The following is a 13,537-nucleotide window of genomic DNA, read 5'->3' on the forward strand; positions in this document are numbered from 1 at the left end:
CCCCTGCTTTTATGCAAATGCCTCTTGCAGCCAGACCCGGAACGAGGCGAGCGGCGGCGCGATCATGCGCTCCTTTGGCCAGACAAGATAATAGCTCCCCAGGCTTACGGCGGGCCCGTCACAGGCAGTGACAAGCCGGCCCCGGGCCAGATCATCCGTGACCAGATAGCTGGGCAGCAGCGCCACGCCCAGACCGTTGGCAACTGCCGGGATCATGGTGGAGAACTGGTCGAACAGCATGCCGCGCAGTCCCGGCGCCGCAAGGTCATGGACCGCGAACCAGCGTTCCCAGGCATCCGGTCGGGTGTCGAGATGCAGGAGCGGCGCGCTGAGCAGCCAGGTGGGGTCGCTCGTCTTCTGCCGCAGTTCGGGGGCACAGACCGGCAGCACCTCCTCGCGCATGATCTTGAGGTAATCGACCCCGGCCCAGTCGCGCCGCCCGAAGTGGATGGCGGCATCGAAGGGTTCGCTGGCAAAGTCGAAGGGTTTCAGCCGGGTGCTGAGATTGACCGACACCTCCGGGTGGCGTCGTGCAAAATCCTGTAGTCGAGGCGCCAGCCAATGCATGCCAAAGGCGGGCAGGATCGACAGGCTGAGCGTGCCGCCGGTCGGGTTGGCCTTGAGCTTGAGCGAGGCCTGCGCGAGCTGGGTCAGCGCGGCGCGGGCGGTCTGCACATATTCCCGAGCCGCCGGCGTCAGGTGCAGCCGCACCCGGTCGCGTTGGACCAGCTCGACGCCCAGCTGCTCTTCCATCGTTTTCAACTGCCGACTTATGGCACTTTGGGTCAGGGCCAGTTCCTCGGCTGCGGCCGAGGCGCTGCCCAGCCGATCGACGGCCTCCAGCGCCAGCAGCGAGGAGATCGAGGGGAGAAAGCGGCGGGGGGCAATCACTTGACTTTTCCTCATACCTTTTGACCGGAATATCACTGGTTTTTTGCATGATCCAGCGCGATCTATTGCGGGAAACTCCTGATGGTGGGGCAAGGCCATGAACATATCCAGCGATACCGGTTTTCGGCGGGCAGGCAGGCTTGACGGGATCGAGCTGTCGGAAATCGTGCAGATCTCGGAACGGGTGGCGCAGTTGCGGGCCGATGGCGCCGATATCGTTGCGCTCAGCACCGGTGAGCCGGATTTCCCAACGCCAACCCATGTGATCGAGGCCGCACATAGGGCGGCGCTGGCGGGGCAGACCCGCTATCCGGCTACGGCGGGTACGCCCGCCTTGCGCGCGGCGATTGCCGCCGAGGCCGGGGTTGAGCCTGCCAATGTGATCGTTTCGACCGGCGCCAAGCAGGTGTTGGCGGGTGCGTTCCTCGCCACGCTCGACCCCGGCGACGAGGTGATCACCACCGCGCCCTTCTGGACCAGCTATGCCGATATGGTGCGGTTGGCGGGCGGCGTGCCGGTGGTGCTGGACTGTCCCGGCGCGCAGGGGTTCAAGCTGACGCCCGCACAGCTGGAGGCTGCGATCACCTCGCGCACGCGCTGGCTGTTGCTCAACACGCCGTCCAACCCCACCGGCGCGATCTATTCTGAGGCCGAATTGCAGGCGCTGGGCGCGGTGCTGGACCGACACCCGCATGTCTGGGTGATCTCGGACGAGATTTACCAGCATCTGGCCTATGTGCCCTTCACCCCCTTTGTGCAGGCAGTGCCGACGCTGGCCGATCGCACCCTGATCGTGAACGGCGTGTCCAAGGCCTATTCGATGACCGGTTGGCGGATCGGCTGGGGTATCGGCCCGGCGCCGCTGATCAAGGCGATGGTGGCGGTCCAGGGGCAGATCACCTCGGGCGCCTGTTCCATCGCGCAGGCGGCGGCGCTGGCGGCACTGAGTGGGCCGCAGGACCTGCTGGTCGAGCGGCGGGCCGAGATGTTGGCGCGGCGCGACCTGGTGGTCGCGGGGTTGAACGCGGCGGGGCTCGAGTGTGCGTCGCCGGATGGCGCGTTCTATGTGTTCCCCAAGACGCCCGCGCGGATGCCGGTTGATCACGACTTCTGCCACCATTTGCTCGACACGGCCGGGGTGGCGCTGGTGCCGGGGCGGGCCTTTGGCATGTCGGGGCATTTGCGCCTGTCCTTCGCTTATGCGAGGCAGAGTCTGGAAGAAGGGCTTGCCCGTATCGCCCGGGCCGTCGCCGCGTTGTAACAAGGGGCATTGACCCCAAGCATTAAAGAAGGCCCAGCCATGGACCGCGCCCAGATCGTACATGAAAACTTCCTCAGCCGGGTGGCTGCGCGCGACCTGCCCAAGGGCGCGCCGCCGCGCCCGGGCCTGACGCAGGCGCAGGCGGTGTCGCTTTACCGCGCGCAGGTGCTCAGCCGCGCGCTCGACCGGACCAGCCGGGCGATGCAGAAGGCGGGGCAGGGGTTCTATACCATCGGCTCTTCGGGGCACGAGGGGATGGCGGCGGTGGCGCAGGCGCTGCGCCCGACCGACATCGCCTTTCTGCATTACCGGGATGCGGCGTTTCAGATCGCGCGCGCCGAACAGGTGCCGGGCCAGCAGATCGCCTGGGACATGCTGCTGAGCTTTGCCTGTTCCAAGGAGGACCCGGCCTCGGGCGGGCGGCACAAGGTGCTGGGGTCCAAGGCGCTGATGATCCCGCCGCAGACCTCGACCATCGCCAGTCACCTGCCCAAGGCAGTGGGCGCGGCCTATAGCCTGGGCGCGGCGCGGCGGCATCCGCCCGAACACCGGCAATTGCCTGAGGACGGGATTGCCATGTGTTCCTTTGGCGATGCCTCGGCCAACCATTCGACGGCGCAGGGCGCGATCAACACGGCGGGCTGGACCAGCGTGCAGTCGATCCCGTTGCCGCTGCTGTTTGTCTGCGAGGATAACGGGATCGGCATTTCGACCAAGACGCCCCGGGGCTGGATCCAGGCCTCGATGGAGCATCGACCCGGCATCCGCTATTTCCAGGCCAACGGGCTCGATATCTACGAGACCTATGCCGTGGCGCAAGAGGCCGCCGATTATGTCCGTAATCGCCGCAAGCCCGCCTTCCTGCATCTGAAAACCGTGCGGCTTTATGGCCATGCAGGGGCGGATGTGCCGACCACCTATCTGACCCGCGCCGAGGTCGAGGCGGAAGAGGCCATGGACCCGCTGCTGCACAGCGTGCGGCTGCTCGCCGAGGACGGCGCGCTCGCGTCGGAGGAGGCGCTGGCGATCTATGAACAGACCTGCGCCCGCATCGACCGCATCGCGGTCGAGGCCGCGACCCGCCCGCACCTTGCCAGTGCAGCCGAGGTGGCGGCCAGCCTGATCCCGCCGAAGCGGGAGTGCAAACCCACCAATGGCCCCGGCGCCGAGATGCGGGCCGCCACCTTTGGTGGCGACATGCGCGCCATGGACGAGCCGCAACCGATGAGCCGCCTGATCAACTGGGCACTGACCGATCTGATGCTGGAACATGGCGAGATCGTCTGCATGGGCGAGGATGTGGGCCGCAAGGGCGGCGTCTATGGCGTGACCCAGAAGCTGCAACAACGGTTCGGCCCCGACCGGATGATCGACACGCTGTTGGACGAGCAATCCATCCTGGGGCTTGCCATCGGCATGGGACATAACGGGTTCCTGCCGATCCCCGAGATCCAGTTCCTGGCCTATCTGCACAATGCCGAGGATCAGATCCGGGGCGAGGCGGCGACGCTGCCGTTCTTCTCGAACGGGCAGTTCACCAACCCGATGGTGCTGCGCATCGCGGGGCTGGGGTATCAGAAAGGATTCGGCGGGCATTTCCACAATGACAACTCGCTGGCGGTGCTGCGCGACATTCCCGGCGTGATCATCGCCTGCCCCTCGACCGGGGAAGATGCGGCGCAGATGCTGCGCGAATGCGTGCGCCTGGCGCGCGAGGAGCAGCGGGTGGTGGTGTTCCTGGAACCCATCGCGCTCTATCCGATGCGCGATCTGCACGGGGTGCAGGACGGCGGCTGGATGACCCCCTATCCCTCGCCCGACCGGCGCATCGCGCTGGGCGAGGTCGGGGTGCATGGCAACGGTACCGATCTGGCCATCGTCACCTATGGCAACGGCCATTACCTGTCGCAGCAGGCGGTGCCCGAGATCGAGGCGGCGGGGATCAGGGCACGGATCATCGACCTGCGCTGGCTGGCGCCGCTGCCCATCGAGGCGCTGCGCGCGGCCACTAAGGATTGCAAACACGTGCTGATCGTCGATGAATGCCGCCGTACCGGCAGCCAGTCCGAGGCGCTGATGACTTTCTTCTGCGAAGAAAGTCGCGCCACCTCGACCGCCCGCGTGGTGGCCGAGGATTGCTTCATTGCGACCGGCCCGGCCTATGCCGCCCCGCTGCCGTCCAGGGACGGCATCGTCGCCGCCGCGCTGTCGCTGACCGGAGTTGCAAAATGACCCGTACCGCTGTCGTGATCTGCCCCGGCCGGGGCACCTATAACAAACCGGAACTGGGCTATCTGCATCGCCACCATGGCGCCCGGATGGACATGTTCCGTGCCTTTGACGCCATCCGCGGCGAGGCCGGGCAAGAGGCGGTGACCGCGTTGGACGGGGCAGAGCGCTATACGGTCGGCAAATACTCGCGCGGCGATGTGGCCTCGCCGTTGATCTACGCGGCCTCGCTGGGTGATGCGCAGGCGCTGGCCGAGGATATCGAGGTGGTCGCCGTCACAGGCAACTCGATGGGCTGGTATATCGCGCTGGCCGCTGCAGGGGCGCTGAGCGCTGAGAATGGCTTTCGCGTGGTCAACACCATGGGCACGCTGATGCAGGAGCGGCTGATCGGCGGGCAGCTGGTCTATCCCTTCACTGGCGAGGATTGGGCGGACGATGCCGCGCGCAAGGCGGCGCTGCTGGCGGATGTGGCCCGGATCGACGCGTTGCCGGGGCATGACCTGGCCCTGTCCATTGACCTTGGGGGCATGCTGGTTCTGGCCGGAAACGAGGCCGGCCTGTCGGCCTTCGAGGCTGCGCAGCCGGTGGTGCAGGAACGCTTTCCGATGCGGCTGGCCAACCACGCCGCCTTTCACACCCGCTTGCAGGCGCCGGTTGCTGCCGAGGGGCGGCAACGGTTGGGCGCCGACCTGTTTACCCAGCCCATCCGCCCGATGATCGACGGGCGCGGCAAGATCTGGTGCCCCGGCGCCACCGATACCGGGGCGCTGTGGGACTATACACTGGGCCATCAGGTGACCGAGCCTTATGATTTTACCCGCGCCGTGCAGACCGCCGCGCGCGAGTTTGCGCCCGACCTGTTCATCGTCACCGGCCCCGGCGCCACGCTGGGCGGCGCGGTGGCGCAATCCCTGGTGCTGGCAAATTGGCGCGGCATGGGCGACAAGGCGATGTTCCAGGCGCGTCAGGCCGAGGCGCCCCTGCTGGTGGCGATGGGGCGCGAGGATCAGCGCGGGCTTGTCACCGCCGCCTGAGTGCCTAAGACATAGATATCCCTCTTGCAGACGAGACCTGGTCATGTCGGACAATACCCGCACTCTCTGGCATCTGACCTCGGCCGAACAGGTCACCGCGCCGCCGCTGGCGGGGGATGTGACCGCCGATCTGGTGGTGATTGGTGGCGGTTTCACCGGTCTGTCGGCGGCGCTCCACGCCGCGGAGCAAGGCGCCGATGTGCGCCTGGTCGAGGCTGAGGCGCCGGGCCATGGCGGATCGGGCCGCAATGTCGGGCTGGCCAATGCGGGGCTGTGGCTGCCGCCTGACGATATCCGCGCCCATCTGGGCGATGCGGTGGGCAACCGGCTGATCGCGCTGTTGGCCGGGGCGCCGGCGCTGGTGTTCGAGCTGATCGCGCGCCATGGCATCGCCTGCGAGCCGGTGCGGAGCGGCACGCTGCATTGTGCGCATTCCCCCTCGGGGCTGGCCGATCTGTGCCGCCGCCATGCGCAACTGACCGCCAGCGGGGCGCCGGTCGAACTGCTCTCGGCCGAGGAGACCACCCGCCGCACCGGGTCCGGCGCCTTTCACGGCGCGCTCTTTGATCCGCGCGCGGGCACCATCCAGCCGCTGGCCTATGCCTGCGGGCTCGCCCGCGCCGCGCAGGCGGCAGGCGCGCGGTTGCACGGGCAAAGCCCGGCGCTGGAGATCGAGCACAAAGACGGGGCCTGGCAGGTGCGCACCTCCGGCGGCAGCATCCGGGCGCGCAAACTGATCCAGGCCACCAACGCCTATCACCGGGGGCTTGCCGACCGAAGGCCCGCCCATGTTCCGGTGCATTATTTCCAATATGCCACCGATCCGCTGCCGGAGAAGACCCGTGCCGCCATCCTGCCGGGGGGCGAAGGGTGCTGGGATACCGGGCTGATCATGACCTCGTTCCGACTGGACCGGGCCGGGCGGATGATCATCGGCGGCATGGGGGCGCTGGACCATCCGGCCAGCGGCATCCACCGGGCCTGGGTGCGGCGCAAGCTTGCACAGCTTTATCCCGCCTTGTCGCGGCAGCCGCTGGTCACCGGTTGGCACGGGCGCATCGCCATGACCGGCGATCACATCCCCAAGATCACTCGCCCCGGCCCAGGCGCGCTGGCGGCGCATGGCTATTCCGGGCGCGGCATCGGGCCGGGCACCCTGTTCGGCAAGGCGATGGCCGAGGCGCTGCTGAGCGGAATCGAGACCAATCTACCGATCCCCGCCATCGACCGCCATGCCGAGCGCTGGACCGCCCTGCAACAGGCCTATGTCGAGACCGGCGCCACGCTGATGCATCTGATCCGGGCGCGCGTGGGTTACTGAGCGCTGCGTTGCAGCCGGGCGGCAATAGCCTCGACCCGGGCGCGCAGCCAGCGATGGGCCGGATCGGCGGTCGAGCGTTCGTGCCAGACCATGTAGATCGACACCGGATCGCAGGCAAAAGGCAGCGGCGCGCAATCCAGTGTCGCCAGCGGCCCCAGTTTCATCAGCGCGGTATCGGTCGAGATCAGGTCGCTGCCTTTGACAAAGGCGGGGATGGCGCCGAAATGTGGTAACACCACCGTGGGCGGGCGTATCTGGCTTTGATCCACGCCGCGCATCACCACATTGGCGCTGCGCCCGTCGATGAATCGCACCTCGACGTGTTCGGCGGCGCAATAGCTCTGCCAGCTGTCGGGCGGGCTGCGGTGACTGGCGTCATAGTAGATTTGCAACGGGCTGGTGAACAGGCGCCGCTGATAGATGTCGGGCCCGTCGGGCGGCAGCGGCGTCAGCACCAGCTGGCAGCGGTCGCTGCGCAACAGGGCCGGATCGGGCACGCCCGAGGGGACGAAACCAAGGCTCAGCCGCACCCCTTCGGCGCGGGCGCGGCACAGCAGTTCGGGAAAGATCAGCTCGCGTTGCAGGTCGTTGGCGGCGATGTCGAAATGCATCTCTTCGCCCAGCGGGTCAAAGGGGCGGGCATCGGTCAGCGATTTGATCCCGTCCAGCACCCGCTGCACCGGTTCGCGCAGCGACAGCGCCCGTTCGGTGGGCGTCAGCCCCTGGCCCGAGCGCACGAACAGCGGATCGCCCAGCACCGCGCGCAGCTTGGCCAGCGTATGGCTGACCGCCGATTGGGTCACCCCCAGCCGGTCGGCGGCGCGCGAGACCGAGCTTTCCTCGAGGATGACAAGAAAGCAGCGCAGAACCTTGCCGTCGAGATCGGTGAAATCGAATTTGCTCATGGAATTTATGACTAAACATGAATGGTTTTGCTGTCCATTCCGCGCTACGCCAAAAGGGCAGTCAGGAGGCGCAGGATGGGTATTCGCTTTTTCTCGGACCGGGACCGGCCCGTGCATATGGGTCCCTATCCTTTGGAGCGGCTGGCCCGGCGCGAGGCGGTGGCGGATCTGTCCACTGTTCCGCAAATACCTGTGCTCAGCTTTCACCGGCCCGAGCGGCCCGAGAGCATCGTCAACGCGATGGGCGAGTTTCAGGCGATGCTGGATGCGATCCGCGACGGGCTGGTCAACCCGGCCCGCGCCGAGATCTCCGCCGATCCGCTGGAACGCGCCAACCATCTGAAAGCGTTTGGCTATTTCAACGATGCTTCGATGATGGGCTGCGGGCCCTTGCCGGCCGAGGCGCTGTTGCCGGCGCCCCGGCGCAACCCCGATATCGACCGATTGGCCGAGGCGCTGCGGACCCGGCAGACCAAGACGCTTGCCTCGGGCATCGACGTGATCATGGCCGATCTCAAGGAAAGCATGGAGGCGCCGCCGCGCCCGATCGACAGCCACCGCCATGCGATCGTCTTTCTCTACGAGCATCACCGCGACCCCGAGGCGGACGAGCCGGGGGCCGAGTGGATCCATGATGCGCAGGACCATCGCGCCTGTCTTCTGGCCAGCGAAAACGCGGTTGTGATCGCCAATTACATCCGCCTTCTGGGCTATGACGCGCGGGCGCATACCGCCATGTCGAGCGATGTCGATCTGGGGCGGCTGGCACTGGCGGCGGGGCTGGTCACGCTTGAGGGCGGTCAGCTGGCCGCACCCTGGCTGGGGCGCCGCTTTGGTCTGGCTGCCGTCACCACCGAGATGGAGCTGGCCCATGATCGCCCGCTGGCGCCGCTGGCCGCGCAGTCCTGGGCCGCCACCCGGGGCCCGGCCTGGTGGCTGGGCAAGGGTTTCGCCAAAAGCGCGCTGAACCGCGACCCCTATGCCCGGCGGCGCTATGTGGACGGGGCACACCCGTTCGAGCGGCTGAACCGGGTCGAGACGCCGACCACCTATATCGACGAAGCCAATGTGGCCCGTGTGCCCAAGCGCGCCGACATGTTCGCCCGCGCCCAGTTCGGCGATATGGGCAAGGCCCTGCAAGAGGGCGCCAAGGGCGGTCACTACGTGCGCAAGGCGGCGCCCAGCTTTGCCCAGCGGCGGGCGCTGGGGGCGTTTGTGCTGCTTCAGGATGGCGACCGCGCCGATGTTCCCCGGCCAATCGATCCGCGCCGCAATGCCGCCAACCTCAAGGCGGCGAGCTATTTCCTGGGCATCGACGCCGTCGGGCTCAGCCGCTGCCCGACCTGGGCGTGGTACAGCCATGACGCCACCGGCGAAGCGATCACCCCGCCGCATGATCAGGCGATCAGCATGATCGTCGATCAGGGGTACGAGACGATGGAAGGGTCGAGCGGTGACGACTGGATCGCGGTGGCGCAATCCATGCGCGCTTACCTGCGCTTCTCGCTGTTGGGGGGGGTGATCGCGCAGCAGATCCGCAACCTGGGTTACAAGGCCAAGGCCCATACGGTGATGGATGGCGAGGTATTGCAACCGCCCCTGCTGCTGCTCTCGGGCCTGGGCGAGGTCAGCCGCATCGGCGAGGTGATCCTGAACCCGTTCCTGGGGCCGCGCCTGAAATCGGGGGCGGTGACCACCGACATGCCGATGAGCCATGACAAGCCCATCGATTTCGGCCTGCAACGGTTCTGCGAGGCCTGCAACAAATGTGCACGCGAATGCCCCTCGGGGGCGATCACCGCCGGGCCCAAGCGGATGTTCAACGGCTACGAGATCTGGAAATCCGACAGCCAGAAATGCGCCACCTATCGCATCACCACCCAGGGCGGCGCCATGTGCGGGCGCTGCATGAAGACCTGCCCGTGGAACCTGGAAGGGTTGTTCGCCGAACGCCCCTTCCGCTGGGCGGCGATGACGGTTCCGGCGGCGGCCCCGGCTCTGGCGCGGTTGGACGATGCGCTGGGCCACGGCGGGCTGAACGAGGTCAAGAAATGGTGGTGGGATATCGAGTTGCAGCCCGATGGGGCCTATCGCCCGACCACCGGGCCGGTGAACCGGCGCGGCCTGCAACGGGATCTGGACCTGAAATACGAGGATCAGACGCTGGCCGTCTATCCCGCGCCGCTGGCGCCGCACCCCTGGCCCTATCCGTTTCCGATGGACCGCGAGGCGGGGATCGCCGCCTATCAGGCGATGATCGGCGCCGACGAATACCGGGCGCGGCTGGCGGCGGGGGATCTCTCTGTCGTGCACCGCTACACCGTCCCCGACGCGGACACCGCGCCAGTGATCCGGGTCGAGGTGACGCGGGCCGAGAAGATGACGGGCGAGATCACCAAATACGAGTTTGCCGCCCCTGACGGTGCGCCGCTGCCCGAATGGACGGCGGGCGCGCATCTGGATGTGCTGGTGGCACCCGAATTCCTGCGGCAATACTCGATGTCCGGGGACCCGACGGACCGGACGACCTACCAGATCGGAGTATTGCGCGAGGAGGAGGGGCGCGGCGGCTCAAAGCTGATGCATCGCATCTTTGCGCCGGGCCGGCGGGTGTTCATCTCGAAGCCGATCAATCATTTCGAACTGGATGAAGGGGCAACCCGCAGCTTTCTGATGGGCGGCGGTATCGGCATCACGCCGATGATCGCCTTTGCGCACCGGCTGCACGCGCTGGGGGCTGATTTCGAGCTGCATTATTCGGTCCCCAGCCGCACCAGCGCGGGATATCTGGAGGACCTCGACGCCATGCCCTGGGCGGACCGGGTGCATCTGCATGTCTCGGACGAGGGATCGCGCGCCGATCTGGATGCGGTTCTGGCGGGCTTCCAACCCGGCTGGCATGTCTATACCTGCGGTCCCGAGCGTTTCATGGACGGGGTGATGCAGGCGGCCGAACGGCAGGGTTTCCCGGAAGAGGCCCGGCATCTGGAGTATTTCTCGGTCCCCGAACAGCCCGCGTATGAAAACCACCCCTTTACGCTGAAACTCGCCCGGACAGGGCGCGAAATCGCGGTGCCCGCGGACAAGGATGCCGCGCAGGTGCTGAACGAGAACGGGATCCATATCGACGTCAAATGCTCGGACGGGATCTGCGGCGTCTGCAAATGCGGGCTGATCGCGGGCGCGGTCGAACATCGCGATTTCGTGCTGTCCGGGAAGCAGCGCGAGGGCGCGATCATCCTGTGCCAGTCCCGCGCGGCAGAGCCGGGCGGGGTGGTCGAAATCGACCTCTGATCTTGCGGCCTAGGCGCGCGGCGGCGCCAGCGAACCGCGCAGCACCACATAGGTGTCCAGCCGCTGCCCCTGGCCCGGCGCGCCTTCGGCCACCATGGCGACCAGCGCCTGTGCGGCTTGGGTGCCCATCTGGCGATGGGGCACATGCACCGTGGTCAGGCCCGGGCTGCACACCTTGGCCAGTTCGATATCGTCGAACCCGGTGATCGAGACATCGCCGGGCACGTCATAGCCCGTTTCCTTGGCCCGACCCATGGCGCCCACCGCCAGCACATCGTTGCCGCACATCACCACGCTGGGACGGGGCGTGCGCTGCATCAGGGTGTCGAAGGCGGCGGCCCCTTCGTCGATGCCATAGGCGGTTTCCACCAGGCTGAGCGTATCGGCGCCAAGCCCCGCCTCGGCCATGGCGGCGCGGATGGCGGCCACCCGGGCGCGGGCGCGGTCGTTGCTGGCCTGTTCGGCGCTGATCACGCCGATCCGGCGGTGGCCGCGTGCGATGACCTCGCGGGCCAGGTCCAGCATAGCGGCGTGATTGTCGAAACCGATCGTGGGCACCGGCGCGTCCGGATCATGCACCCAGGCCGCCAGTGTCGGGATGCCGCGCCGGTTGAGAAAGTCGTAAAGCGCCGGATCGCGATGGGCGCCGATCAGGAACAGCCCGTCGGCGCCGCGTGCCACCAGGGTGCGGATCTGCTCTTCTTCCAGATCGGCGCGATACGAGGAGGAGGCCACCAGCAGCGTGATCCCCTTGAGCCGCAACTCCTCCTGAAAGGCCTGCAGACCGCGGGCAAAGATCGCGTTCTCCATGGTCGGGATCACGGCGCCGATCGTGTTGGTGCGTTTTGCGGCCAGGGCGCGGGCGCCGAAATTGGGCGAATAGCCTAGCTCGCGCACCGCCTCCAGCACCCGGTTGCGGGTCTCTTCGATCACCCGGTCGGGCGTGTTCAGACAGCGCGAGACCGTCGCCGTCGACACACCTGCCCGCCGGGCCACATCGGCCAGGGTCGGGGTGGGCTGTGTGCTCGGCGCGGTCATGACGTGCAGGTCCGTGTTTGGTTGAAAGAGGCGGGCAGTAGGCTCCGATACCCCAACCGCCGCGGACAGCATAGCGTGTAAGCGCTTGCATCGTCAAATGTAAGCGCTTACATTGCGGGGGCGAATCGTGTTTTTGCCCATCCGGAGGACCCGATGCTTTTGATTTCGGCCGCGCTCTTTGCCCTGTTTGCCCTGAATGTGGGTCTTGGCTCTGTCGGGGTCGGGCCGATGCTGGGGGATGTTGGCGAGATGCTGGTTCTGTTCGCCGCCGCAATCGCGTTTGTGGTGGCCATTCTGCAACGGGAAGCCGCAGCGAAGAGAAAGACAAACCAGCGGCCCTGATCTGTCCAAATGGGAGGAAATAAATGAAAGACGACCGGACCGGACTTGCGTCCGCGACACGCCGCAACTTTCTGAAACTGGCCGGCAGCGGCAGCTTTACCGCCGCTTTGGTGGCCGGTGCGGCGGGGACCCTGTGGTCGACCGAGGCCGCAGCGCAGACCGCCAAGGAAGAGAAGGAGCGTGAAGCCGCCGCATCGCATGTGATGACAGTGGCGACGGCCTATGTGCTGGGCGCCTCGCGCAGCTATCCGATCATGCAGCTGGACCTCAAGGAGAACATCCAGAACGCCACCAATGGCAAGGTCTATGTGAAACTGGCACCGGGCGGCCAGCTGGGCGCCGGTGGTGCATTGGTGCAAAAGGTGCAGGGCGGCACCATCCAGGCGGCGCAGCACTCGCTGTCGAATTTCGCCCCCTTCGCCAGCGCCGTCGACCTCATCAACATGCCGTATTTCTGCGGCTCGAACCAGCGCTTCACCAACCTGGTGTCCTCGGATGCCTGGAAGACCGAGGTGCATCCCAAGGTCGAGGCCGCCGGTTTCAAGGCGCTGTTCTATATCGTCATCGACCCGCGCGTCGTTGCCGTGCGCAAGGGTGGTAACGCGGTGATCACGCCGGGCGATCTGGCCGGGGTCAAGTTCCGCGTGCCGGGCTCGAAGATGCTGCAACAGTATTACCGCATGGTCGGTGCCAACCCGACGCCGGTGGCCTGGGGCGAGACGCCCTCGGCGATCAAGCAGGGCGTGGCCGATGCGCTCGACCCGTCGGTCGGCGCGCTTTATGTCTTTGGCTTCAAGGATATCCTGAGCCATGTGACCTTTACCCAGGCGGTGCCCGACAGCCAGGTGTTCTCGATGAACCTGGAATGGTTCAACGGGCTTCCGGCAGATGTGCAGGAAGGCATCATGTTCGCGGGCGAGGTCACCTCGCAGCAGAACCTGGCCAAGGTGCCCGCCGCACGCGCCTATGCGATGTCGGAACTGACCAAATCCGGGGTCGAGTTCCATTCGCTTTCCGCCGACCAGCTGGCCGAATGGCAGGCGACCGGCGGCTATCAGCGCTCGGAATGGGACAGCTTCAAGACCGAACTGGCCGGGTCGATGGACGCCTTCAACCGCCTCGAAGAGGCCGCCGGCACCATGGGCCGCTATTACGTGCACGACGCCTGATCGGCACTGGCCGGCGCCCGGGATGGCGCCGGCCCTTTCCTCACCTGCAT

The 13,537-nt window shown here is 66.8% G+C and carries 10 protein-coding genes; 7 read left to right on the forward strand and 3 right to left on the reverse strand.

Going from position 1 to position 13,537, the window contains the following annotated elements; all coding sequences use genetic code 11:
- Window positions 1-9: 9 nt before the first annotated feature.
- Window positions 10-891, reverse strand: a complete 882-nt coding sequence (locus SPO_RS02940) for a LysR substrate-binding domain-containing protein (protein ID WP_011046339.1) — start codon at window positions 889-891, stop codon at window positions 10-12.
- Window positions 892-988: 97 nt separating this feature from the next.
- Between SPO_RS02940 and SPO_RS02945 the strand changes: the two genes are divergently transcribed.
- The 4 genes from SPO_RS02945 to SPO_RS02960 are packed head-to-tail and all read left to right on the forward strand — an operon-like array spanning window position 989 to window position 6,739.
- Window positions 989-2,152 carry a pyridoxal phosphate-dependent aminotransferase gene (locus SPO_RS02945; RefSeq protein WP_011046340.1) on the forward strand — a complete coding sequence of 388 codons (1,164 nt, stop codon included), beginning with the start codon at window positions 989-991 and terminating at the stop codon, window positions 2,150-2,152.
- 39 nt (window positions 2,153-2,191) lie between these two features.
- Window positions 2,192-4,384, forward strand: a complete 2,193-nt coding sequence (locus SPO_RS02950) for a dehydrogenase E1 component subunit alpha/beta (protein WP_044027868.1) — start codon at window positions 2,192-2,194, stop codon at window positions 4,382-4,384.
- Window positions 4,381-5,418, forward strand: a complete 1,038-nt coding sequence (locus SPO_RS02955) for an acyl carrier protein (RefSeq protein WP_011046342.1) — start codon at window positions 4,381-4,383, stop codon at window positions 5,416-5,418. The genes SPO_RS02950 and SPO_RS02955 overlap by 4 nt, the downstream gene beginning before the upstream one ends.
- Before the next feature lie 43 nt (window positions 5,419-5,461).
- Entirely contained in the window at window positions 5,462-6,739 is a 1,278-nt protein-coding gene (locus SPO_RS02960) for an NAD(P)/FAD-dependent oxidoreductase (protein ID WP_011046343.1), read from the forward strand.
- Here the strand turns inward: SPO_RS02960 and SPO_RS02965 are convergent.
- Window positions 6,733-7,644, reverse strand: coding sequence for a LysR family transcriptional regulator (locus SPO_RS02965; RefSeq protein WP_011046344.1), 912 nt, complete (start codon window positions 7,642-7,644; stop codon window positions 6,733-6,735). The genes SPO_RS02960 and SPO_RS02965 overlap by 7 nt on opposite strands.
- Before the next feature lie 75 nt (window positions 7,645-7,719).
- On the opposite strand from SPO_RS02965, the gene SPO_RS02970 reads away from it, so the two are divergent.
- A complete protein-coding gene (locus SPO_RS02970) occupies window positions 7,720-10,938 on the forward strand; it encodes a reductive dehalogenase (protein WP_044027870.1) in 3,219 nt (1,072 codons plus the stop codon).
- 9 nt (window positions 10,939-10,947) lie between these two features.
- Here SPO_RS02970 and SPO_RS02975 read toward each other — a convergent pair whose 3' ends face one another.
- Entirely contained in the window at window positions 10,948-11,976 is a 1,029-nt protein-coding gene (locus tag SPO_RS02975; RefSeq protein ID WP_011046346.1) for a LacI family DNA-binding transcriptional regulator, read from the reverse strand.
- Window positions 11,977-12,129: 153 nt separating this feature from the next.
- Here SPO_RS02975 and SPO_RS02980 point away from each other — a divergent pair, with 153 nt between their 5' ends.
- Window positions 12,130-12,318 carry a hypothetical protein gene (locus tag SPO_RS02980; RefSeq protein WP_044027872.1) on the forward strand — a complete coding sequence of 63 codons (189 nt, stop codon included), beginning with the start codon at window positions 12,130-12,132 and terminating at the stop codon, window positions 12,316-12,318.
- Between the two features lie 23 nt (window positions 12,319-12,341).
- The gene (locus tag SPO_RS02985; RefSeq protein ID WP_011046347.1) at window positions 12,342-13,487 is read left to right on the forward strand and encodes a TRAP transporter substrate-binding protein; all 1,146 of its coding nucleotides are present in this window, start codon (window positions 12,342-12,344) and stop codon (window positions 13,485-13,487) included.
- Window positions 13,488-13,537: the final 50 nt, after the last annotated feature.

The organism is Ruegeria pomeroyi DSS-3 (assembly GCF_000011965.2).
Classification (GTDB): domain Bacteria; phylum Pseudomonadota; class Alphaproteobacteria; order Rhodobacterales; family Rhodobacteraceae; genus Ruegeria_B; species Ruegeria_B pomeroyi.